The following is a 22,233-nucleotide window of genomic DNA, read 5'->3' as shown; positions in this document are numbered from 1 at the left end:
AGGTTTGCCTCTCTACTAATAGAGCTGTTTGACCAATTTGAGCGGAACATCGGCAGGCTCAAAATCCTGATGTGCGACAAAGCCATATTTTTGGTAAAAGGCGAGTGCTGTATGAGTACTTTCTAGACTGATCTCGGTAATATTCTTTTTTCGGACGCAGTGCATCATGTTTAACAATAATGCCTTACCAATGCCTTGGTACTGACGTTCAGGGCAGATATAGTTCAGTAGAATTTGTCCCTGATCACTGACTAAAATAAAGCCGACCACTCGATTGTCACTGACGTAGACCCAACTATCGTTGTAAAGCATCCACATTAAGATATTTGATTGATTTGCCTCCTCAAGCCAAGTTTGAATCACACTTTCATTACGTTGATGGTCCTGGATACATGAACGAATGCTGTTGTGAATCACGTGAATAATTTCGGGTATATCCTGAATTTGTGCTTCGCGTATCATAATTTTTTCTTTTTATAAAAAACTCCAACAGCCTGCCATTTCAGAAGATATCGCCCTGTGCTTAAAGAGGCTTCTTGTTGCGTTTTATGTTTTTTTGCAGCCATTGCGCCGTTGGGTTGGGTTTTTATTTCAAAATTGTTGCAAAATTTACAAATGTATATTTATAAATTAATCGTTAAATACGGATAAATAACCACATAAATGCATCTAACTATACTGTTTTTAAAGTAATAATAGATATTTTAGAAATGTATACACACTTAATAATTTCAGCAGGTGTAATAGTTTGAAATAAATTAGCAAAGAAAATAGGCAAGATTTCAGCTTTAAAATAATTTTGTATGAATTTTAAACGTTATTGTGCGTTATATTAGTCCATAAAAATATTCGATGATTCAAGATGTGCATGCGCGTCATCGGCAGTAGGTTGTTATTATGGTTAATTTTCTCATTGTGATATGTATTCTGATTGCGTTGTCTGCAGCAGGAATCGTGGTCAAAAAAATGATAAAAACAGAAAAATATCGTCAAAAATATATGCGTTACCAAGCACCAAAAAAATCGAACAGTATCTCTCTAGCATCAAATGATGATGCTATACGCCAAGTCGATCAAGTCATTGAAGTTGATGAATATGAACAGCAACTTTTTGATGATATTGCGGAAATTTTCTTTCAACAACAATACAAATTAGATTCGCTACAGGCAGCCGAACAGTTACAAGAAGTTTTTTTACGTCGCATGCCAGTCAATTGTAAAACTCAAATACGCCAATTAGATTTGAATGAATGGTCGATTTATTGGAGTTTTTACAATCAATCGCTCGAGTATTATTTAGGCCGATACGGCGAGTTTTATACACATGTCGACCGTTTTGGCGAAGAACATAAAATTGAATATCGCTATCAAGACTCTGCAAGTTGAAGCAAAATGCGGTCTCGGACTAAATCGAGATAACTCAAATCATCGCTCATTCGAGCCATTAAAATTGCGCCTTCATAATCCGCCAAGCTGACTTTGGCAAGTTGCGTGGCGTGTTCGATGGTCATGCATCGCTTAAAAAACACTTCAAAGGCGAGTTGCCACTCGTGAAAGATGGATTGTAATTTTGCAAAAATCTCAGTTGGCAAATGTTGCCGCTCCATACTTAATATCCCGACTAAACAACCTAATCCACCTTGGCTAAAAAACTGGATGGCCAGTTGATGGATGTGCGGGTAAGTTTGTTGAGGTGATGCAGTGGATTGCTGTAATTGCTGAAAAATACTGTGCTTTAACTTCACGTGTGTCAGGTTTAAAATTTCCATCAGTAAAGCGTCTTTATTCGGATAGTCATAATAAAACGCAGCTTTTGAGAGTCCACAGGCTTCAGCCAATTTCCCCATGCTGCAGCCCATATAGCCATAGCGTTTAAAGGCGTGTGCTGACTGTAACAATAGATGTTCAGAGGTGTTTTTCCGTGGACGCATGTATCTCTCTATCCGAATAATTCAATGTGCTATGTATGAAGTAAATTGGTCTAGGCGACTAATAGCTCGTTAAACCGTCCAATCACTTCCTGCCATAAGAGTTCAGCACCTTTGCGGAAATAACCCATATGACCAATCTGTTTTAGACCATAATCTTGCGCTTCAATATTGATATAGTGCATTGATGCTTGCGCATAATGTTGCATAAAAGCATGTCGTGAATTGGGTAATGCCCAATCATCATCAAGTGCAGCGACCGCATAGATCGGCGTTTGAACTGCAGCATATTGTTGAGACAGCTCACTCAGCTCAGGGTCGGCAAAGAAATAGGTTGGGTTTTTACACCAACGACGCCATTGTTTATAGACATCGACAGGAAGGTCAGCGCCCATATTGAGTTTGCTCCAAGGCAAATACCCTTTGACAGCAACCATCGGTGGAAAAACGATATTCCACATCACATGAACCTTCATTTTTTCTTTAAAGGGCATATAGCCATGCCAACCTGCGCCAGTGCCAAAACAATACATGGCACGTATCTGATCATGATTTGAGGTAAGGCCTAGTGCTTGACCGCCATAAGAGTGTCCCACTAGAAAAGTTTGCAAGCAGTGTTGTTGCATATAAGCTATGGCACCAGAAAGGTCATAACGTCCCCAGTCGAGGTAGGACATTTTAAAGCCTTTGAGTTTTGGAGGAGCAGAACGTCCAATACCACGATAATCAAAAGTTAATACTTGATAACCGAGTCCAGCGGCGTATTCGGCAAAACGACGGTAAAATTGTTGAGGTACACCTGTCGCACTTGAAATAATAATATTGGCTTTAACGGCAGAATTAGGCCGATATTCAACACCTGAAAGTGTATAACCATCGGTTGCTGGGAAACTCACGGGTGTACTGTGTATTTCTTGCGTTGTTTGTTCTAAATCCGTTGGCATAATTTTTCTCTTGATGTTGCAGGGCGTTAAAGGTTTATTCGATTTATCCATAGGCTTATTTGCCCTGAAAATTGGCTGCACGACGTTGTAGCATGGCCATCACACCTTCTTGTACATCTTGTGTTTTTAGTAATAGTTGTAAAAGCTGATCTAATTGAGCAAATGCAGCATCGGCTCCCAAATGCACACCTTGCTGTGCTGCAGCGAGTGTTGCCTGAACCGCTAGTGGTGCGGCCTGCGCAATTTGTTCCGCAAGTTCAATGGCACGAGATAAGGGTGCTTGGTCAGTGATTTCAGTCACCAAGTTCATGTCATATGCCGTTTGCGCATTGAAACGTTCACCTGTGAGTAAATAGCGCATGGCTTTATTCCAACCCGCTGCTTGCACAAAGCGAACTGTTGCGCCACCAAAGGGAAGAATGCCACGTTGCACTTCCATTTGAGCAAACTCCGTGTGACGCTGTGCGATCACGATATCGGCATTCAGCATGAGTTCAATACCCGCTGTAAAACAGAACCCTTGTACCGCGACCACAACTGGTTTTTTTCGTTGTCGTGAGTTGGTTCCCCACGGATTAATTTGCTGATCAGGAAAATTAAACAGCCCGCTGCCAAGTTTGGGTTGTAGTTCGACCAGATCTAGACCCGCAGTAAAATGATCGCCATGAGCAAAAATTACCGCACAGCGTAAATTTGGATCATCTTCATATTCAGTGAGCGCCAGTGAAAGGTCATGAATTAAATGACTGTCAAACGCATTTCGTTTATCTGCACGGTCCAAACCGATTAAATAAAGATGACCACGAATTTCTCGACTTACACGACCTTGTTGTTCTGACATTTGGATGATTCCTTCTGATTATTCTTTAGGCATATCTAAGTTTTTAAACGATTGTTAGAAAACTGTCAAAACTGATGCGTTCAAAACATCAAAATCAAAGTAAGTTGGATGAGTGGTTTTATTTAAAAATTACAGAGTTGATATGAAATAGTGCAGGATATAGCTTGCCTTTGGGCTGATTTTTTCCATAATAGCTGCAGCTTTTTTAAGGCCCAATCAACCATGTCAAACTTAGAAATTTTTGCAGTCATTATTAGCTTAATAGGGGTGACTTTAACCATTAAGCGAAATATGTGGTGTTGGTGGTTTAACTTTGCCGCTTTTTTGCTGTATGCCTACCTGTTTTATACCTACAAACTTTATGGCGAAACCATTTTGCAGTTTTTCTTTGTGGTGGTGAACTTCTACGGTTTTTATCATTGGTTGAAGGGCAAACAACAAGACCACGACATTCGTATTGAACCGATTGCGACCAAACTCGTGATCTTTCAAATGCTCTTAGCAGCGGTGGGCGGTTTGATTTTTGGTTTAAGTTTGCACTATTTTACCGATGCAGCCGTGCCAATTTTGGATGCACAATTGGCCGCGTTTAGCTTACTCGCAACGTATTGGACCAGCCGGAAACATATTGCTACTTGGGTGCTTTGGGTATTTGTCGATATAATCTATGTGGGTATGTTTATATACAAAGACCTGTATCTCACTGCGGCGTTGTATGCTGGTTTTGTGGGCTTGGCGGCATTTGGTTGGTGGCAATGGACACAAGTCAAAAATAAACAGCAGCAACAGGCGATGAAAGCTTTATCCACTTAGCCCACAGATGTTTTTTTCATTCCCAATTTGACAATTTATAAAAATATATTTACTTTGTAACCATAAAGGGCATTTCATAATCGGGCTTCACCCCGATGAGAAGTGCCTTTTTTATGCCTTAAGAAATGTGGCTGTGTTCATTTGAGTCTAAGACATGTCATAAAATCCTCTGTGAATTTATAAGCAAAATTGGGTGTCTGCGAAGCTTGATTTTAATAGCCGATGATCCGATCCCGATGAATATGTAAAGAGCGTGCAGAGTCATGATTATCGATTTTCAACTTGGGCAGCAACTGCGTTTTGACCGACAAGCTACGGTTCTACTGCAGCAAAAGGCGAGCTTTTTTCAGTTTGAGCAAATAGCAGATGTGTATAACGCTGAATGGCTCAAGGCATTTCCACAAGGGACGCAATGTAGCATCAGCGGTTTGGATGATGGTGCAGATGAATACGGCATCCAGATCAGTTATAAACACCAAAGCATCTTGATCGATTATTCACAACCGATCAAATTGGTACACCGTGATCGGGATGGTGTAGTGCATAGCATGCTGTTAAATTAACAACTTAAATTAAACTGAGATTTATAAAAGCAGTACCACAAAGATTTGTTATAGAAATATAAAAATAAGCGCAAGAAGAAATGAAAAGATATGGGAAGCTATTAAAGCAATGACGCAACTTGATCCCAAAGATTCAACATTTGAAATTTTTAATCAGCTATGTTTTGAACTGTTTCATCATTATGGCTCGCACTGCAAGTCTTTTGAACCTAGCGCTTTAATACATGCAAAACCAATGCAACAGCTTCCTGAACAAGCCAGCTTTGATATTTTTAGCCTCGACTTTGGTCATTGGTACGCAAAGTTGTCCTATGCAGGGATGTATTTAAAAATTGATGCGGGCTGGGAATTTCAGCTCGAGTTGAAAAATCAGCATGGGCAAATATTTCAAAAAAGCCTTTAAGGCAGAGTCCCTCTGAGTTGCAGTATGGCAATTCTGTTTTTCTAGCTTGGTTTCAGGTCAATGACAGCGACAGCGCTTTCCGATTTAATCCAAAGCACAGTTTTAGCAACTGTAGACTGGGCGAAATAAAACAATAAAACCAATATTGACCTGAAGGATTACGAGAATGGCACATCAATTTACCGTCAATGCCACAATTCATGGCGTTTCACTTGAAGATTTTAAACGACTAGCCGCAGATATCAGCTTGCATGAAGCGGTGTGCAAACGCATACCGGGTGAAAATCTAGAAATTTTAGAATCAAAAAAAACAGGTGATATGTATACCTTAAAACGTGCCTATAACTTGGATGTAAATATTCCAGATATTGCCAAGAAGTTTTTAAAAGATGCGTTTCGTCTGAAACGTACGGATATTAGTAATTTGGCGGCATTAACCTCTGACGTCAAACTAGATCCGAACCTACCGCTCGAAGCCAGTTGTAAACGAAGTGTCAGTGGTGATGCAACACAAGTGAGTTTCAATTTGGACTGGACGGTGAAAGTCAAAGTTCCACTGATTGGTGGATTACTTGAAAAACATGCAGAAGGTGAAATTCGTCGTTTTAGTCAGCTTGAGATTGAAATTGTAGAAGATGAATTGCGTAAAAATTTAAAAGCCTGAATTGATTTGAAAGCAAGTTAAAAAAAGCGGTCATTGACCGCTTTTTTATTTTTAGTGCGAAGTTTTTTCAAAACGTTGACGATAGAGCATCGCAGTAAAGAAGGTCACCAAACAGACAGTCCAAATATAATACATGGCGCCAATGTTGCTGTATAAAGTCAACCATTGAACCAATGGCAAAGTGATACCACCCGCGATGGCATAAGCCAAATTGTATGAAAATGAAATGCCCGAGAAACGAATCTGTGCAGGGAACATTTTCACCATACTATAAGACACCATACCAACCGTGCCTGATGCCAAACCGAGCAGCATATAGAGCGCAAACACGGTCGATGCTGCCACATGGCCCAAGCTGTTATAGAACACTCCCGCAATTATCGCAACAAGGAGGGAACCGAATAGCATCACTTTACCCGCACCGAAGCGATCTGCCAAAAGACCTGCCAAGATACAACCGACCATTTGCATCACAATAGCGGCACTTTGCATTTTAAAGGCATCGGCACGTTCAAAACCAAAGGCGCCCGTGAGTAAATTTGGCATCGCTAAAATCAGCACAACAACGCAGCCAGTTAAGAACCATGTAAACAGCATACCAATCACAACGCCTGTTTTGTGCTGTTGCAGCACTTGTTTCACAGGAAGCTCTTTAGCCAATTGTTTCTTTTCTTGCATGGCTTTAAATACAGGCGTTTCTTTTAAATAACTGCGGAGATAGAGCGCAACAAAGCCAAAGATTCCGCCTAGAATGAATGGAATCCGCCATGCCCAATCATGGATTTCTGACTCTGTAAATTGTAATGAAATAAACAATGACATCAGTGCGCCCAATAGGATACCCAAAGATAAGCCGGCAGTGAGTAGACCATTGGCGATACCAATTTTTTGCTCAGGCACATGCTCTGAAACAAAAGTCCATGCAGCAGGGATTTCACCACCAATCGCGATGCCTTGAATCACACGCATCAGTAGGAGCAAAAGTGGTGCTGCATAGCCAATACTTTCAAAAGTTGGCATTACACCGATCATCAGCGTAGGCAAAGCCATGAGTAAAATAGACAAACTAAATAAACGCTTACGACCAATCAAATCGCCAAAATGCGCCATTACGACACCACCCAATGGGCGGAAAAAATATCCGGCTGCAAAAATACCGTAGGTATTCAGCATCGCCCAAAATGGACTGAGTCCAGTGGGGAAAAACAGTTCCGAAATAATTTTGGCGTAGAACACATAAATGACAAAGTCATAAAACTCAAGTGCGCCACCGAGGGATGACAGTCCGAGGGTGCGTTTATCTTGACGAGTCAGGCGTGGCTGAGCTTCCATGCAAATATTTTCCAGCAGCAAATAGCATTTGACGATTTTAGTGATTCAATTTTTTATTGAATAATCAAACTTTGTTGTCTCATTAAAAACTTATAGTTATGAAAATATTATTAATTAAGAACAAAATAATATAGATAAAGTCGCATTAACTTAAAGAATGATTGGTAATAGATAATGGCGTACCTTGATGTATAAATGATAAATATCAATGGCATAGGGTAGTATGATCTACTATTTTACTTTGTGCTCTATATAAACCACAAAAGATTCAAAGCCATAGCACGCTGTTGTTTTATACTCAGAACCGATAATAATGCATATTGCATGGTTGTTTTTTTAAAGTGATTTCAGCCCGCTAGACTTAAAAAGGATAAAAACATGAGTAATGTTGCTGCTGTTGCACAGCGTGGTGAGGCAATTTTGACGCACACTGCCGCAGAGGTGCAAGCATCTGAAATAGGTTCTGCATGGTTAATTGCACTAAGTGAAACACTGTATGCCACTATGCTTGAGCGTCAAGGCGTAGGCATTGCCGCGCCGCAAATTTATGTTTCAAAGCGGGTGATTATCGTGGCTTCACGTGCAAATTTACGCTATCCCGATGCGCCTGAAATGGAGGCGATCGTGATGGTCAATCCAGTGATTACATCTCGATCTACGACCACGGTTTTGGGTGAAGAAGGCTGCTTAAGTGTGCCGAATGCACGAGGACAAGTCCCGAGAGCCGAGCAAATTCACGTGCGATATTTGACCCTTCAAGGTGAAGTCAAAGAGAAAACCCTGAATGGCTTTCCTGCACGGATCGTACAACATGAGGTCGATCATCTGAACGGGATCTTATTCACCGAGCGTTTAGAATAATAAACTGTACTATTTCAAAAAGATAAAAGTGACCAATTGAGCTAAAAAAAATAGCGGAAAAGTAATTTGAATAGTGGTGTAAGTGAAGTTTAAAGGCTTCAAAGGTTGCACTTTTAACTGTGAAAATAGGCTTTCTTTTTGAAGTTAAAACCTTGTATAACTAGCGAAATAATAAAATAAAAAAGAAGATTAATGGGGAAAAATTGGGGCAATGCTGTCTGTACGAAATGGGGCGTACAATGGCGTAAATTGAAGCATCTTTTGTTTGAGTCAGACTATCTCATCATCAATTGGTCTGACTACGATAAAGGGCGTTTACTTCTCATCTTTGGCATGCTGAGTCAAGTTAGCGTGTTGAAGTGGTGCATCATGAATTTTTATTATTCGACCAATCGGATTTGGTTTAATCCGAGTGAACTCAAGTTCAGGATTATCGTCGCTTGTATAGTCCTACTCAGTTATGGCGTATTGGCAGTACTCAGTCTTTATTTCAAAAAATATTTAAATTTTAGACTGTTTTTTAGCTATTTTGCGCCCGTCCTATTTGGGATCGGCATGATCTATGGTGGCTATATGATCGGGATCTATAGTCCTGCCACTATGGCGGGGACGGTCAATCTGCTGATGGTCGGTTTGGTTTTTTATCGTCCTGCAATTATGCTCAGTATTACATTTCCGATCACACTGTTTATTGGCTACATTTGCTATCAAACTTCGATTGACCATCTAGAATATGCACCGATTTTCAGCCCAGCTTTAAAACAGAGTGAGTTTTACGACAATGCCTTTTGGCTGATGAGTATGGCGGAGTTGTATTTACCTATATTGATCGTCAGTGCAGTATTTTTTCAGATTTTGCTTTTACAGTGGCGACACCGTGAACAAAAGATGGAAGTCCTCAGCCGTGTCGATGGGCTGACCAATGTGTTTAACCGACGTTATGTTAGTCATGAACTTGATACACTCAGCAAACAGACACAGCCTGAATTTGCAGTGGTTTTACTTGATCTCGACCATTTTAAACTGATCAATGACCAATATGGACATGATGCAGGAGATGCCGTTTTACAACGTGTTGCTCAAATTTTAAATGACAATACTCGTGTACAAGATGTGGTTGGACGTTATGGCGGTGAAGAATTTATTTTAATTTTAAAAAATCAGAGTTTAGAGCAGGCGATAGAGGTCGCTGAACGCTGTCGATTGGCCATTTCTGAAGCTGAAACTATGATAGCCAACCATCAAATGTTGAAGATTAGTGCAAGTTTCGGTGTAGCAACTGCGATTGAGGGGACACCGTCTGCTGTGGTCACGCGTATGGCCGATCAAGCGCTGTATATGGCAAAGCAACAAGGTCGTAACCAAGTGCGTAGCTTTCGTGAGTTAAACTTTGCAGAAGATTAAATAATTTAAACGATAGTTATGCAGCAATTACAATTTCAGCTCGGATTAGCGCAGCTCGACTTTCAGACCGAGCAACAGAATATTCATTTTGATCATGGCTTAGTCGCTTTGGTGCAAAAATGTGTTCGACATCAGCGCTTCGATGCTTTGGCAATTGAATATTTGATCTATGAAATTGAAGAAATTTTAGAACGATTACAGCTCGATTATCAGACGCAGCGCTATGCTCAGTCGAATGATGCGATGCTGCATATATTGGCGCAGACCTTTTTTGAACATGCGACCCGCATTGAACGACAAAGCTTAGAACATGGCTTTAATGAAATGATTGAACACACTGAATATTATCAAAATCTCTTTGGTGAACAGGCAATCATTCAACTCAGTTATTTCGTTTTTATTCGAGAAATGATGCACCATTTGAATATACAGCACATACAGGTTTTAGCTCAGAACACGGCTTCACCATAAGGACTTATACAGAGGCAGCTCAATTTGTTATAAATAAAAAAGCACACAACAAAAAATAGCCCTTATGAAAACGCCTGTTCCAGATTATTTACAGCATGTCCTCAATGCCTGCGATGCCAATCAACACGGAGCTTTGGCAGATTATATTCCTGAGTTAGCTAACGCCAATCCGAATAGACTGGCTTTGGCACTGTCTACCGTAGATGGCACGATTTATTCCACGGGTGATGACGAAGTCGAGTTCACCATTCAGTCGATGTCTAAACCTTTTGCTTATGCCTTAGCGATTCGTCATCTTGGTTTAGACAGCGTTTTACAAAAAGTCGGTGTCGAGCCATCGGGAGAGGCGTTTAATCAAATTGCACTCGATCCACAAAGCAATACCCCGAAAAACCCGATGATCAATTCGGGAGCAATCACCACACATTCACTATTACCGCATGACGAGCACAGCACCCGAGCTGAAAAACTCCGTGAATTTTTAAGTGAACTGGCAGGGCGTGAGCTGAGTTTTGATGAAGCGGTTTACCAGTCTGAAGTGAAGACGGCTTTTCGAAATTTGTCGATTGGTTACATGCTGCGCACAGTCGGTGTACTTGAAGAAGACCCTGAAGATGTGGTGAACGGCTATATTCGTCAGTGTGCAATATTAGTGACGGTTAAAGATTTGGCAAAAATGGCCAGTGTGCTTGCCAATGGTGGTGTGCAAGCTGCCACAGGGAAACGGTTGCTGTCACGTTCGGTGGTGCGCCAAGTGTTGAGTGTGATGATGACTTGCGGCATGTATGATGCTGCGGGTGATTGGCTGACAACGGTTGGTATTCCTGCAAAAAGTGGTGTGACCGGTGGCATCATGGGGGCTTTGCCAGGGCAGGTTGGGCTGGCGGTCTTTAGTCCGAAACTGGATACACATGGTAATAGTGTTCGAGGCGTCGAAATATTTGAACGACTGTCTAAGGACATGGGACTGCATGTCATGGAGGGAACACCTTCAGCGCAAACGATCGTCCAAAGTCGCTTTACCTGCGGCCGTGATCATTTGGTGGTGGTGTATGAACTGCGCGGCGTATTGCAATTTACTGAGTCGGAAATGTTGCTGCGGATCTTAGAGGATGAACCTGTTGCGACTAACCATATCGTTTTAGACCTGACCAATATTTCTTTGATACACGATGTTGGTGTCCGAATGCTCTTTGAAGGTGTAGATCGTTTAATTGCGGATGGTCATCGCGTGGTAGTGATCGACTCAGAACATCTCTTGGAACAAAGTCGAAGTCATGCAGGGTATGATGTTGTACGCCATGAGGAATTAGAACAATACTTACAACGTTTTGCTTAAATGTTTTTTTTAATTATCCAATCGATGCTGCATGAACGACACGACACGCATTATGTAGCACTGCTTTGGAGATTGTGTTTTCAGCTATAATGATATTTTCGCTGTACGTTTTTATGTATGTCTTTTGAACTTAAACCGACGCACCAGACGGTGCTTGAAGTCTCGCCACAGCATAAAAAGCTGAATCGTTTAATTGATGAAATTGAACAACAAAAAGCATTGCTGGTTGCATGGCAAAATGCCAAAGACGAGATTCGAGCTTATAGCCAAAAGGCACTCATGCCTGCTTATCGTGAACTTTACAGCACGCTGTATGAACAAATGCAGACCTTGTGGAATAGCTTGAATCTATACCGTTTAAGCAAAACTGATACAGCGACTGTTGAAGATAAAATCCAAGCGCTCGCGAGTTTACTGCGAGGTTCTCGAATGCTGAACCAACAGCAGGTGGATGAAGTTGAGAAGATGTATGCTTATTATGTACAGGCGAACGAGTACGATAAGAAAAAATCCAAGAAGAAAAATGTAGAATTCTTTGATGAGCCTGAAAATATCGAGACTCAGGCTGAAGAAGAAAGTTTTGATGAGGATTGGAATAGCGACCAATACCAACAAGCACGTGAACAAGCCAAACTCAAACGTCAGCAAGACAAACAAGCACAAGCTGAAAAGATGGTGAATCAATCGCTGAAAACAGTGTATTTAAAAATTGCCTCGATTATTCACCCTGACCGTGAGCCTGATGAATCGAAAAAAGCTGAAAAGACCGAGCTTTTACAACGTGCCAATGAAGCTTATAAACAGGAAGATTTGTTCTTTTTACTGAAACTTCAACTTGAAGTTGAGCAAAGTAAAAACGGTTCAAATAAAGGGTTAACTGCGGAGCAAGTGAAGTTTTACCAACAGGCTTTAGAAGCGCAAAGTCAGTCCTTAAAAAAACAAATTCAGGAATTGATTGATTCACTTGTGTGGTCGAATAAAGCCAAAATTGCGGTGAGTAAATCAAAAGGGCAATTGAATATTACGGATTTGTATAAACAGATTGATGCGGATGTGTCTGCGGTGAAGCAACAGCTTAAAGCGGAAAAGCAGAGACTTAATTTTATGGGGAAAGAGAGTGGGTTGGAGATGTTGTTGGGGCATGGGGTACTATAGCTTCCTTTAGATTCATTTCTTTAAAATTATGATAAAGTTGATAAAAATATTAAATTTATTTAAGAGGGTGAAATGGGGACATATTCAAATATAACAATTGAAAATGATCAATTTTATAGTTTAGAAAAACATTTTGAAGTGGCTTGTAATCGGCATCCCCATTTAAAACTTTTAGAATCTCAATGGAGATTTGACCAAGAGTTAATTAGCAAAGCACTACAAAATATAAATACTATTTTTCCACATTATAGCCGTCATGATGCGTCTCATTCGAAACAAATTATTGTGAATATTGAACGAATGTTAGGAGATAAGATTAAGTATTTAAGTGCGACAGATACATGGTTAATCCTAGAGTCAGCTTATAATCATGATATTGGAATGGTGATCACGCAAAAGCAAATTGAGGATATGAATTCTCAAGAGTTTGATGATTTTGTAAAAAGTTTAAAAGATGATAAAGATCATGAATTACATTCTTTTGCGAAAAGATGGTTAAAAGAAAAAGCAGTATTACCTAAACAAGCTAAAGCACATTCTTTTTTTCATAATTATATTCAATTACTTGCAGAATGGTATCGTAGAAAGCATCCTGAAAACTCCGCTAAAATCGTTCAAAATCCATTACATGAAATAGGTCTAGATTCGCCACGTAATGAGTTACTTCCTAATAGATTATTTCGTGTTGTAGCAGATATTTGTCGTGCACATGGCGACAGTTTTGATGATGTAATGAAATTACCTCATGCAGAAGCAGGAATGGCTTCGGAAGATTGTCATCCTAGATATGTAGCTTGTTTGATTAGAATGGGTGATTTATTAGATGTAGATGATAATAGATTTTGTCCTGTAATGATGAATATGTGTGGGAGTCATATGCCACATTTAAGTCATATTCATAATGAAAAACATCTTTCAATTAGACATTTACGCTTAGATTCAGAAAGAATTGAAGTAGATTCAGTATGTCCTAATCCTGATGCTTATGAGGTGACACATGATTGGTTTTCATGGTTACAGCAGGAATATCATAATCAAACACAAAGATGGAATGAAATTGTACCGAATAAAGAATTAGGTAGATTACCGACTCTAACAACACCAAAAGTAGATATTGAAGAGCCATACTTAATTTTAGAAAAGGGGAAAAAACCCAACTTTAAAATTAATCAAGATGCTGTATTGGGAATATTACGTAGTACAGGATTATATACATCAAAAGTAGATAGTATTCGAGAAATTTTACAAAATGCTGTTGATGCCACATTGCAAAGAATTTGGTTAGAAGATTCAAAAATTATTAATGAGGCAAAAAGCCCATTAGATTCATCAATTCAAAGTTTATATGCTAAGTATCCTATTGAAATAAATTTTGAACACAAAAAAGATGATATATGGACTTTAGAGATTACTGATCATGGTCTTGGTATCGATCGAGACACTTTGAAATTCATGCTTGAAGTTGGTGGTTCAAGAAAAAATAAGAAAAAAATAAAAACTATTAATGATATGCCAAAATGGTTTAGACCATCTGGTATGTTTGGAATCGGAATTCAAAGTGCATATTTGTTATCTAATAAATTTACAATAGTTTCTAAGTCTATAATTAGCAATGAAACTTTAAAAATCAGTTTTAATAAAAATAAAGGAAATGTAGTAATAAAAAAAATTAACAAGTCAGTTGCCATGGATTACGGTACAAAATTTATTATTGATTTGAAAATTCAAGATTTTCCGGAAAGAATATCATTGCCATTTGGAGAAAAAGAAATATCTAATAAATTAAAAAAATATGATTTCACTAAATCAGGTTCTAATTTAAAAGATTATGAAATAATTAATATAAAAAATAGTATAACTAAATTTTTCTTTGAGAGCCCCATAGGTAGTAATTTTTTAACCAAAAAGGTTGATAATGGTAAATATATTTATGATGAAGAAACAGGAATAATGATTTCTCAAATTAATTTTGGTGATTATCATTATAGTCGTAGTAGTACCTACTTTAGAGGGCAATTTTTTAAAGATTTTGATGTTGATAACTACTTAAGTTTTTTTAGTGGAAATTTGGATTTTTATGGAGAGCGTGCTGATGAATTTTTAACATTTAATCGTGAAAAAATTTTGGCAGAAGTAAAGCGTAAAATTGGAAAAAAAGTAAAAGATGCAATAAAAAACTATATTAGAAGTAGATATGAGTTTATTCCTGATGATGAAAAGCCATATGCAGTTGCCTGTTATGTAGGCTTATGTGAATATGAAAAAATTTCAGATTTAATGCTGAGTGATTTAAAAAAATTAAAATTATTAATAGGAGATAATATAATTCAACTAGTTGATTTTATTGAAAAAGTTAAGAGTAATGAAATTAATGAGTTATTAATATCTGATAGTCATAGTTCTAATGGTTCTATTGATAATTTGTTTAAAAATACTGCAAATAAAGAGCTTTTAGAAATCATACTTTTTATTTTGACTAGAGGTAATATTTATTATCAAGTTGATTATAGAGAAAACTCAGTTAAAAAATATTTGTTTAGTAAAGAGGATATGCAACCAGTTTCAAATTGCTATTTAAAGAAAATATTAAATTTGGATATAAAGTCAGGATTTTATGAGATCGGTTGTAGAAAAATATTTCCTGCGTGGGGAGAATATAGAAAATTAGGTTTTAGTGCAACAATTCAATGGCCTGATAGATTTCATTATCAAGATAGTCGTAATGATGTTTTAGTTTTACCATATATATTTGATGAAGATATAGAGATAAATGATAGGTTTGATCATAGTGAAGAATTTATACAATGGATTTTTGAAAATAGAAAAGATGAAAAAGTAACTATTGAAGAGATTCGAGAGCTTAATTCTAAATTGATCACACATTTAAAAAGTATTTTGGATGCATAAAAAAATCCCCTCATTCGAGGGGATTTTTTTGAATCAAACTACAGTATTAAAGTGCCGCAATCTGCTCCATATTCGCTTTAATCTTCGCTAACTGGTCAGCAAATTCAGCAAGTTTCACTTTCTCACCTTCAACTACAGCAGCAGGTGCTTTCGCAACAAAACCTTCGTTAGAAAGTTTAGTCGCAATTTGGTCATGCTGTTTTTGAACCTTGTCTAAGTCTTTTTGTAGACGACCCAATTCCGCTTTAGGGTCAATTAAACCCTTCATTGGAACGAATACAGACACGTGACCCACTACAGATGAAGAAGACAATGGCGGTTGTTCAGCATCCGCTAGGAAGGTAATGCTTTCAACTTTTGCCAACGCAGTGAATAAAGCTTCAATACGCGTGATCTGTGCTTTTTCAGCTTCAGTGGTGTTCTGAAGTAGAACAGGCAACAAGCGAGCATTACCTAGACCCATTTCACCACGGATGTTACGTACCGCACCAATCAAACCTTGCAGCCATTGCATATCAGCTTCAGCTTGGTCGTTAATAAGTGCTTGCTCAGCAACAGGGTACTGCGCGAGCATAATAGTTTCGCCAGAAATGTTAAGTTTCGGCGCAAGTGTTTGCCAGATTTCTTCTGTTAGGTAAGGCATCAATGGGTGAGCCAAACGTAAAGACGCTTCCATTACAGAAAGAAGCACACGACGTACTTCAGCTTTACGCTCAACCGATACGTTTTCGTCATTGAGAACAGGCTTAGTTAATTCAACATACCAGTCACAGTATTCATTCCAAATGAACTCGTAAATTGCTTGTGCAGCCAAGTCTAAACGGTAAGTCGCGAATGCTGTTTGCACCGCTTGTTCCGCTTTTTGTAGACGGCTCACGATCCACTGTTCAGGCAATTCCCAAAGGTCTTGACGAGCATCGATACCAATCACTTGCTCTTCGCAGTTCATCATCACGAAACGGGTAGCGTTCCAGATCTTGTTGGCAAAGTTACGGTAACCTTCAACACGTTTCATGTCGAACTTAATGTCACGGCCTGTGTTGGCAAGCGCACAGAACGTGAAACGAACCGCGTCTGTACCGTAAGATTGAATGCCTTCTGGGAATTCTTTACGGGTAGATTTCTCAATCTTCGATGCTTGTTTCGGGTTCATCAAACCAGTCGTACGTTTCTGTACTAAAGTTTCAAGGTCAACACCGTCAATCAAATCTAATGGGTCAAGTACGTTACCCTTAGATTTAGACATCTTCTGACCTTCGCCATCACGTACCAAACCGTGAACGTACACTGTTTTGAACGGAACTTGCGGTGTGCCATCTTCATTTTTCATGAAGTGCATGGTCATCATGATCATGCGGGCAACCCAGAAGAAGATAATGTCGAAACCTGTTACCAGTACATCAGTCGGGTGGAAAGTATTTAAGAAATAGTTTTCTTTATCTTTCGCAGCGTCGCCAGTCCAACCTAAAGTTGAGAATGTCCAAAGACCAGAAGAGAACCATGTATCAAGCACGTCTTCGTCTTGTTTCAATTCAACTTCAGGTGCAATGCCGTTTTTCGCACGAACTTCAGCTTCATCACGACCTACAAATACGTTACCTTCAGCATCGTACCAAGCTGGGATACGGTGACCCCACCACAATTGACGTGAAATACACCAGTCTTGAATGTTATTCATCCAAGCCATGTACATGTTGCTGTATTGCTCAGGAACGAATTTAATTTCGCCATCTTTAACCGCTTTAATTGCAGGCTCAGCAAGTGGAGCAATTTTCACATACCATTGGTCTGTTAATAACGGCTCTACGATCACGCCTGAACGGTCACCACGAGGTGGCTTCAAGGTATATGGTTGAATTTGGTCTAACCAGCCTTCAGCTTCCGCTTGAGCAACCAATTTTTTACGTGCTTCAAAACGTTCTAAACCAATGTAGTCCGCAGGTGCAGGAATGGTTTTAGAAATTTGCTCGCCCGCTTTTGCGATGTATTCAAACTCAGCAAGAACTTCAGCATTTTTGTTGAAGATGTTGATGATTGGAAGTTCACAGCGTTTGCCCACTTCATAGTCATTGAAGTCGTGCGCAGGGGTGATTTTTACACAGCCTGTACCAAATTCTTTGTCTACATATTCGTCTTTAACGATTGGAACAGCACGGCCTGTAATTGGCAAGATAATGTTTTTACCAACAAGCGCTGCATAGCGTTCATCATCAAGCGCAACCGCAACAGCTGTATCGCCAAGCAATGTTTCAGGACGTGTTGTCGCCACAACAATGTGATCTTTGCCGTCATGGGTGCGGATTGATTTGTCTTCAAAGAAATATTTGAAGTGCCACAGTGAACCTGCTTCTTCTTTATCAGACTCAACTTCTAAGTCAGAAAGGGCAGTTTGTAGTTTAGGGTCCCAGTTGACTAGGCGTTTACCACGGTAAATTAAGCCTTCTTCATGTAGCTTAACAAATACTTCTTTAACCGCGTTAGAAAGACCTTCGTCCATGGTGAAGCGTTCACGTGACCAGTCTACAGATGAGCCTAGACGACGAATTTGACGGGTAATGTTCCCGCCAGATTGTTCTTTCCATTCCCACACTTTTTCAATGAACTTTTCACGGCCTAGGTCGTGACGGCTGATGCCTTCAGCACCCAATTGACGTTCAACAACCATTTGCGTTGCGATACCTGCATGGTCGGTACCCGGCTGCCAAAGGGTATTTTTGCCAGACATGCGGTTATAACGAGTCAACGCATCCATAATGGCATTGTTGAAACCATGACCCATGTGCAAGCTACCAGTGACGTTTGGTGGCGGAATCATAATACAGAATGAATCACCTTTTTGAGATGGCTTGAAGTAGCCTCTCTCTTCCCAAGTCTTGTACCATTTTTTTTCGATCTCGGTCGGATCGTAGGTCGTAGCAATATTTTGCGCTGAATCAGTCATAGTCTAAACAGATCAAAAGTGGATAAAAAATTAGATCTATTGTAGCAAAAAAAATGGTGAATTAGGGATGTTGGGCGAATGTTAACTTTTAGGATTTGGCAGTAAATAAAAGAGTCCGTATGATAGGACCTAAGATAAGAAGTATCCATTGATCCCAAAACTAAGATAAAAGGAGCAATATCAAATGACTTATTCTATTTCTTTAAAGATTCAACCTACGACATATCAACGTTTTGAGATGATTCATCAAAAACTCAATGCAGGTGAAACAGAAAGTCAGTCCAAAGCCTTAGGGGATAATTTAGCGGATATTGCATGTGAAATTTTAGATCAAGTTTTTGGCCAAATGGCGCGCATGAATAAGTCTGGAGACAATGAATCCGAAAAAATTATTCAGCAAATACGTGAAACGACCCGTAAATATATGCCGTGGTCGGTGTCTTTTTTTGGCAATGACCGCCTTGTACCGATGGTAAATTATTTATATGGACGTTTTTACAGCGAAGATGGTCAGCATTATATGCATTATCCGATCGATGCCTCTTTAGCCACCGACTTGCTTGCCTATGTCAGTCAAATGAAAGAAGGGCAGAATCAATATGTCCCACTCGCATTGAAGGCATTTACACAAGTGGTCGATGCCGGGGTGACGCATTTGGTGCGAGAACCAAAAAAAATGCTGAAATTTAATATGGTGGTGGATAAAACTTTAACCGGTGTCATCAATCTCACCACGCAACTCGGATATAAACGCTTCGATAAACTCGGCAAAATTTATGATGCACAATCGATGAGTCAGTACTTTGATCATTTTATGGTGTTTTTGAACAATGAGCCTGTACTACGTAAAGCATAAAATACATATAAATGAATAAATTAGTTATTTAAAAGGATGTCAAAATGGCAAAACGTGATGATTTGAACGGAAAAGTGGTGTGGATTACTGGGGCATCGTCAGGTTTGGGTGAAGCTTTAGCAAAAGAATGTGCTTTGCAAGGGGCGCAGGTCATTTTGACCGCACGTCGTTTTGAAGAGTTGGAAAAAGTCCGTGTTTCATTATTACATCCAGATCAGCATCTTTCAGTGTGTGCAGATATTACCAATGAAGAACAAGTTCGCCATGCTTATGAACAAGTCCTTGCGCATAAAGGCCGAATTGATTGGCTAATCAATAATGCGGGATTGAGTCAGCGTGCATTGATTACGGATACGACTATGCAAACTGAACGTGCCATCATGGAAGTAGATTATTTTTCGCAAGTCTATTTAACCAAAACCGTTTTACCGACATTTTTAGCACAAAAGTCTGGTCGAATTGCTTTTGTTTCAAGTGTTGCAGGCTTATTAGGGACACAATACCGCGCGACCTATTCTGCTGCAAAAGCTGCCATTCATATGTGGGCGAACAGTCTACGTGCGGAAGTTGCGGATCAAGGGGTGGGCGTATCGGTGATATTCCCCGGATTTGTCAAAACCAATGTTTCATTTAATGCACTCAATGGTGCCGGCAAGCCACAAGGGCATCAGGATGAAGCCATTGAAAATGGTCTAGAAGCCAATGAGTTTGCCGAAACGGTGGTGCAATCTTTGCAACGTGGGGAAGAATACATCGTGGTGGGTGGTTCTAAAGAAAAGCTCGGTGTTTGGGTATCTCGATTATCACCGACAACGTTATATAAAATGATTCGTAAAACCAAAGTGAAGTAAATTTTATCAAGTTTAAATAGTTTAAAAGTCACTCTTAACAGTGACTTTTTTAATGAGTAACGAGATTATAAGAAATGAAAAAGAATAATTTTAACAAATGGGGAATAGCCATCAGTTTGTGCGCAATCATTGGTGCAATCGGTACAATGGCATATTTTTATTTTAAACAGAAAACTCAAAAAATTGAGCAGAAGTCAACGCTCGAAAAGCCTGAAAAAGAAATAGGAACTGTATCAGAACCCGTTATTGAATCTGTTGAGATTGAACCTAAAGTTGAAGCGGCGAGTGCAGAAGTTGTTATGCGAGGACCAAATGAGGGGTGGTTACCGATCGAAGCACTGTTTGATGAAAAAGGATTATTGAAGTCTGAGTATTACAGTCAAAATCCTCAAGATTCAGATGTTGATAAATTACCTTATAGTTCGAATAAAATTGGTGATTTTAAATGGCGAGCTGAATTTCATCCTGTTGATGATTTTAAAGGCGATCAGGCTAGATTCAAAGATCAATGTTTTGGATATTGTGTTTTAGTGAAAGGTAAGTTGCTGACCAGTGTTGAATCGACTGTATTTACGGGAGCATTTATTGCGAAAGATCATTTGATCGAAGTGATTGCACATAAGGGGAGTGGCGCATATATGCCTGTCAACTATAGCTTTATCAAAATCGACAAAGCTGGTAATGCAGAGTTAATCTCAGATGATCATAATTCTTACAAAGATCAATTGGCTCGTATCAATCATTCGGGACTCGAGATTGACTTAAAACCATTTAGAAAACTTCAATATTTTCTTCTAATGAATGAAAATGGTTTAAATGTGTCGATGCAAAAACCCAATAAGGTGGATGTCGAACCGACTCAGTGTAAAGAGTATTACGAAGGAACATTAGAGGCATGTCCAACTTTATATGGATGTAAAGCTGACATTGTGGTGCAAGATCTGGCACGTGCTTATGCTGGAGATGTTGCATTTAGTTATCATGATCCAAATATTGATGAAAAGAAATTTAATGAAGTTTGTTTTAAAGTTTGTCGCAATGAAAATGTGAGTTATGAAGAGTTTGAAAACACATTGTGTAAAGTAAATTAAATAGTAAAAATGAATTGGGGAGAAGTAGAGAGATCAGATCTCTCTCTTTTGAATTGCTGTTCCATACGCAAAGACTTCGACCATGCCGCCTTGCATACCCAACTCAGTGGTGCTTAAACGCAGGCCCATAATTTGCGTTGCGCCCATCTTTTCAGCTTCTTGCTTTAAACGCACCACGGCTTCACGACGTGCCCGATCGACGATGCTTTCATAACTGGTTAAACGTCCGCCAAAGAAGTTCTGAATATTGGCAATCACATATTTAAAATAATCATGTGAAATCACTACATTACTTGAAATCAGTTGTCCGAAATGTTCAGTAGTTTTAAAGCGGTTGTTGTCTATTTGAATATGCGCCAATCGCTTTTCTTGAGCTTCGAGTTCTTTGAGATGCTTTTGTTCGATATGGCGACCGAAGCCCCAACCAATACAAAAGAGCACCACAAAGATCAGGACTTTAAAAATAAAGGCATCCATGACTTAGTCCTGAGTTGGAAATGGGTCTAGTAGTTTTGCTGAGTTGGCTTCTACGCGAACAGCCGTGCCATACACAAATAATTCAGAGGCGCCTTGAGCAATATTTGAGGTTGAAAAACGGATGCCGACGACTGCATTCGCGCCTAAGGCACGTGCTTTATCAATCATACGGCTCATGGCTTCTTGACGGGATTCTTCGAGTAGTTCTGTATAACCTTTGAGTTCACCACCCACGATATTTTTTAGGCCAGCCATAAAGTCACGACCAACATGTTTACTGCGGACAGTACTGCCATAAACGACATCAAGTTGTTGTGTAATGGTATGACCCGGAACAGATTCAAGATTACTTAAAAGCATTTTTAGTTATCAATATAAAAAGATGAATTGAA

Annotated in this window: 22 protein-coding genes; 14 read left to right on the top strand and 8 right to left on the bottom strand. The window is 39.4% G+C overall.

What is annotated here, in order from left to right; all coding sequences use genetic code 11:
* Window positions 1-15 precede the first annotated feature (15 nt).
* Window positions 16-462: a GNAT family N-acetyltransferase gene (locus FTT99_RS02755; protein ID WP_180130109.1), complete on the bottom strand. Its 447-nt coding sequence runs from the start codon at window positions 460-462 to the stop codon at window positions 16-18.
* Window positions 463-897: 435 nt separating this feature from the next.
* Between FTT99_RS02755 and FTT99_RS02750 the strand changes: the two genes are divergently transcribed.
* Window positions 898-1,386: a hypothetical protein gene (locus tag FTT99_RS02750; RefSeq protein WP_180021233.1), complete on the top strand. Its 489-nt coding sequence runs from the start codon at window positions 898-900 to the stop codon at window positions 1,384-1,386.
* Here the strand turns inward: FTT99_RS02750 and FTT99_RS02745 are convergent.
* The 3 genes from FTT99_RS02745 to FTT99_RS02735 are packed head-to-tail and all read right to left on the bottom strand — an operon-like array spanning window position 1,368 to window position 3,713.
* Entirely contained in the window at window positions 1,368-1,931 is a 564-nt protein-coding gene (locus tag FTT99_RS02745; RefSeq protein ID WP_180130112.1) for a TetR/AcrR family transcriptional regulator, read from the bottom strand. The genes FTT99_RS02750 and FTT99_RS02745 overlap by 19 nt on opposite strands.
* A gap of 50 nt (window positions 1,932-1,981) precedes the next feature.
* Window positions 1,982-2,872, bottom strand: coding sequence for an alpha/beta fold hydrolase (locus FTT99_RS02740; RefSeq protein ID WP_180130114.1), 891 nt, complete (start codon window positions 2,870-2,872; stop codon window positions 1,982-1,984).
* A 55-nt stretch (window positions 2,873-2,927) separates the two neighbouring features.
* The gene (locus FTT99_RS02735; protein WP_180034485.1) at window positions 2,928-3,713 is read right to left on the bottom strand and encodes a crotonase/enoyl-CoA hydratase family protein; all 786 of its coding nucleotides are present in this window, start codon (window positions 3,711-3,713) and stop codon (window positions 2,928-2,930) included.
* Between the two features lie 222 nt (window positions 3,714-3,935).
* On the opposite strand from FTT99_RS02735, the gene pnuC reads away from it, so the two are divergent.
* From pnuC to FTT99_RS02715, 4 genes are all read left to right on the top strand, one after another.
* The gene (gene pnuC / locus FTT99_RS02730; protein ID WP_180130117.1) at window positions 3,936-4,526 is read left to right on the top strand and encodes a nicotinamide riboside transporter PnuC; all 591 of its coding nucleotides are present in this window, start codon (window positions 3,936-3,938) and stop codon (window positions 4,524-4,526) included.
* A gap of 263 nt (window positions 4,527-4,789) precedes the next feature.
* Window positions 4,790-5,089 (top strand): hypothetical protein, encoded by a 300-nt coding sequence (locus FTT99_RS02725; protein WP_180130119.1) that lies wholly within the window; start codon window positions 4,790-4,792, stop codon window positions 5,087-5,089.
* Window positions 5,090-5,198: 109 nt separating this feature from the next.
* On the top strand, window positions 5,199-5,492 hold the full coding sequence (locus FTT99_RS02720; RefSeq protein ID WP_180093821.1) for a hypothetical protein: 294 nt from the start codon (window positions 5,199-5,201) through the stop codon (window positions 5,490-5,492).
* 166 nt (window positions 5,493-5,658) lie between these two features.
* Window positions 5,659-6,156 (top strand): DUF2505 family protein, encoded by a 498-nt coding sequence (locus tag FTT99_RS02715; protein ID WP_078192225.1) that lies wholly within the window; start codon window positions 5,659-5,661, stop codon window positions 6,154-6,156.
* Window positions 6,157-6,207: 51 nt separating this feature from the next.
* Here FTT99_RS02715 and FTT99_RS02710 read toward each other — a convergent pair whose 3' ends face one another.
* Complete coding sequence (locus FTT99_RS02710; RefSeq protein ID WP_180130122.1) at window positions 6,208-7,488, bottom strand: MFS transporter; 1,281 nt, start codon at window positions 7,486-7,488, stop codon at window positions 6,208-6,210.
* Window positions 7,489-7,866: 378 nt separating this feature from the next.
* Here FTT99_RS02710 and def point away from each other — a divergent pair, with 378 nt between their 5' ends.
* The 6 genes from def (at window position 7,867) to FTT99_RS02680 (ending at window position 15,625) form a co-directional block, all read left to right on the top strand.
* Window positions 7,867-8,349 (top strand): peptide deformylase, encoded by a 483-nt coding sequence (def, locus tag FTT99_RS02705; RefSeq protein ID WP_180130125.1) that lies wholly within the window; start codon window positions 7,867-7,869, stop codon window positions 8,347-8,349.
* A gap of 192 nt (window positions 8,350-8,541) precedes the next feature.
* Window positions 8,542-9,753, top strand: coding sequence for a GGDEF domain-containing protein (locus FTT99_RS02700; protein ID WP_180130127.1), 1,212 nt, complete (start codon window positions 8,542-8,544; stop codon window positions 9,751-9,753).
* Between the two features lie 18 nt (window positions 9,754-9,771).
* A complete protein-coding gene (locus FTT99_RS02695; protein WP_180130129.1) occupies window positions 9,772-10,224 on the top strand; it encodes a hypothetical protein in 453 nt (150 codons plus the stop codon).
* 64 nt (window positions 10,225-10,288) lie between these two features.
* Entirely contained in the window at window positions 10,289-11,563 is a 1,275-nt protein-coding gene (locus FTT99_RS02690; protein ID WP_180161214.1) for a glutaminase, read from the top strand.
* 117 nt (window positions 11,564-11,680) lie between these two features.
* Window positions 11,681-12,718: a molecular chaperone DnaJ gene (locus FTT99_RS02685; RefSeq protein WP_180126273.1), complete on the top strand. Its 1,038-nt coding sequence runs from the start codon at window positions 11,681-11,683 to the stop codon at window positions 12,716-12,718.
* 72 nt (window positions 12,719-12,790) lie between these two features.
* A complete protein-coding gene (locus tag FTT99_RS02680) occupies window positions 12,791-15,625 on the top strand; it encodes an ATP-binding protein (RefSeq protein ID WP_180161212.1) in 2,835 nt (944 codons plus the stop codon).
* Window positions 15,626-15,671: 46 nt separating this feature from the next.
* Here the strand turns inward: FTT99_RS02680 and FTT99_RS02675 are convergent, their stop codons facing one another.
* Entirely contained in the window at window positions 15,672-18,566 is a 2,895-nt protein-coding gene (locus tag FTT99_RS02675) for a valine--tRNA ligase (RefSeq protein WP_180129188.1), read from the bottom strand.
* Window positions 18,567-18,750: 184 nt separating this feature from the next.
* Here FTT99_RS02675 and FTT99_RS02670 point away from each other — a divergent pair, with 184 nt between their 5' ends.
* From FTT99_RS02670 to FTT99_RS02660, 3 genes are all read left to right on the top strand, one after another.
* Window positions 18,751-19,422 carry a hypothetical protein gene (locus tag FTT99_RS02670; RefSeq protein WP_180114793.1) on the top strand — a complete coding sequence of 224 codons (672 nt, stop codon included), beginning with the start codon at window positions 18,751-18,753 and terminating at the stop codon, window positions 19,420-19,422.
* A 44-nt stretch (window positions 19,423-19,466) separates the two neighbouring features.
* Window positions 19,467-20,273: an SDR family oxidoreductase gene (locus FTT99_RS02665; RefSeq protein ID WP_078191399.1), complete on the top strand. Its 807-nt coding sequence runs from the start codon at window positions 19,467-19,469 to the stop codon at window positions 20,271-20,273.
* Between the two features lie 74 nt (window positions 20,274-20,347).
* Entirely contained in the window at window positions 20,348-21,364 is a 1,017-nt protein-coding gene (locus tag FTT99_RS02660) for a hypothetical protein (protein ID WP_180129190.1), read from the top strand.
* A 33-nt stretch (window positions 21,365-21,397) separates the two neighbouring features.
* Here the strand turns inward: FTT99_RS02660 and FTT99_RS02655 are convergent, their stop codons facing one another.
* Both FTT99_RS02655 and FTT99_RS02650 read right to left on the bottom strand, forming a co-directional pair.
* A complete protein-coding gene (locus tag FTT99_RS02655; RefSeq protein WP_180129192.1) occupies window positions 21,398-21,841 on the bottom strand; it encodes a YbjQ family protein in 444 nt (147 codons plus the stop codon).
* Between the two features lie 3 nt (window positions 21,842-21,844).
* Complete coding sequence (locus tag FTT99_RS02650) at window positions 21,845-22,201, bottom strand: YbjQ family protein (protein WP_180129194.1); 357 nt, start codon at window positions 22,199-22,201, stop codon at window positions 21,845-21,847.
* Between the last annotated feature and the right edge of the window lie 32 nt (window positions 22,202-22,233).

The organism is Acinetobacter sp. YH12040 (genome assembly GCF_013420005.1).
In the GTDB taxonomy this organism is placed as follows: Bacteria; Pseudomonadota; Gammaproteobacteria; order Pseudomonadales; family Moraxellaceae; genus Acinetobacter; species Acinetobacter amyesii.
Note: the sequence above shows the minus strand (reverse complement) of the source record. Positions and strands in the feature narration are given on the sequence as shown.

Coding starts and splice junctions, on each gene's coding strand:
- FTT99_RS02755 (WP_180130109.1), bottom strand. CDS start 462: ATGATACGCGAAGCACAAATTCAGGATATACCCGAAATTATTCACGTG.
- FTT99_RS02750 (WP_180021233.1), top strand. CDS start 898: ATGGTTAATTTTCTCATTGTGATATGTATTCTGATTGCGTTGTCTGCA.
- FTT99_RS02745 (WP_180130112.1), bottom strand. CDS start 1,931: ATGCGTCCACGGAAAAACACCTCTGAACATCTATTGTTACAGTCAGCA.
- FTT99_RS02740 (WP_180130114.1), bottom strand. CDS start 2,872: ATGCCAACGGATTTAGAACAAACAACGCAAGAAATACACAGTACACCC.
- FTT99_RS02735 (WP_180034485.1), bottom strand. CDS start 3,713: ATGTCAGAACAACAAGGTCGTGTAAGTCGAGAAATTCGTGGTCATCTT.
- pnuC (WP_180130117.1), top strand. CDS start 3,936: ATGTCAAACTTAGAAATTTTTGCAGTCATTATTAGCTTAATAGGGGTG.
- FTT99_RS02725 (WP_180130119.1), top strand. CDS start 4,790: ATGATTATCGATTTTCAACTTGGGCAGCAACTGCGTTTTGACCGACAA.
- FTT99_RS02720 (WP_180093821.1), top strand. CDS start 5,199: ATGACGCAACTTGATCCCAAAGATTCAACATTTGAAATTTTTAATCAG.
- FTT99_RS02715 (WP_078192225.1), top strand. CDS start 5,659: ATGGCACATCAATTTACCGTCAATGCCACAATTCATGGCGTTTCACTT.
- FTT99_RS02710 (WP_180130122.1), bottom strand. CDS start 7,488: ATGGAAGCTCAGCCACGCCTGACTCGTCAAGATAAACGCACCCTCGGA.
- def (WP_180130125.1), top strand. CDS start 7,867: ATGAGTAATGTTGCTGCTGTTGCACAGCGTGGTGAGGCAATTTTGACG.
- FTT99_RS02700 (WP_180130127.1), top strand. CDS start 8,542: ATGGGGAAAAATTGGGGCAATGCTGTCTGTACGAAATGGGGCGTACAA.
- FTT99_RS02695 (WP_180130129.1), top strand. CDS start 9,772: ATGCAGCAATTACAATTTCAGCTCGGATTAGCGCAGCTCGACTTTCAG.
- FTT99_RS02690 (WP_180161214.1), top strand. CDS start 10,289: ATGAAAACGCCTGTTCCAGATTATTTACAGCATGTCCTCAATGCCTGC.
- FTT99_RS02685 (WP_180126273.1), top strand. CDS start 11,681: ATGTCTTTTGAACTTAAACCGACGCACCAGACGGTGCTTGAAGTCTCG.
- FTT99_RS02680 (WP_180161212.1), top strand. CDS start 12,791: ATGGGGACATATTCAAATATAACAATTGAAAATGATCAATTTTATAGT.
- FTT99_RS02675 (WP_180129188.1), bottom strand. CDS start 18,566: ATGACTGATTCAGCGCAAAATATTGCTACGACCTACGATCCGACCGAG.
- FTT99_RS02670 (WP_180114793.1), top strand. CDS start 18,751: ATGACTTATTCTATTTCTTTAAAGATTCAACCTACGACATATCAACGT.
- FTT99_RS02665 (WP_078191399.1), top strand. CDS start 19,467: ATGGCAAAACGTGATGATTTGAACGGAAAAGTGGTGTGGATTACTGGG.
- FTT99_RS02660 (WP_180129190.1), top strand. CDS start 20,348: ATGAAAAAGAATAATTTTAACAAATGGGGAATAGCCATCAGTTTGTGC.
- FTT99_RS02655 (WP_180129192.1), bottom strand. CDS start 21,841: ATGGATGCCTTTATTTTTAAAGTCCTGATCTTTGTGGTGCTCTTTTGT.
- FTT99_RS02650 (WP_180129194.1), bottom strand. CDS start 22,201: ATGCTTTTAAGTAATCTTGAATCTGTTCCGGGTCATACCATTACACAA.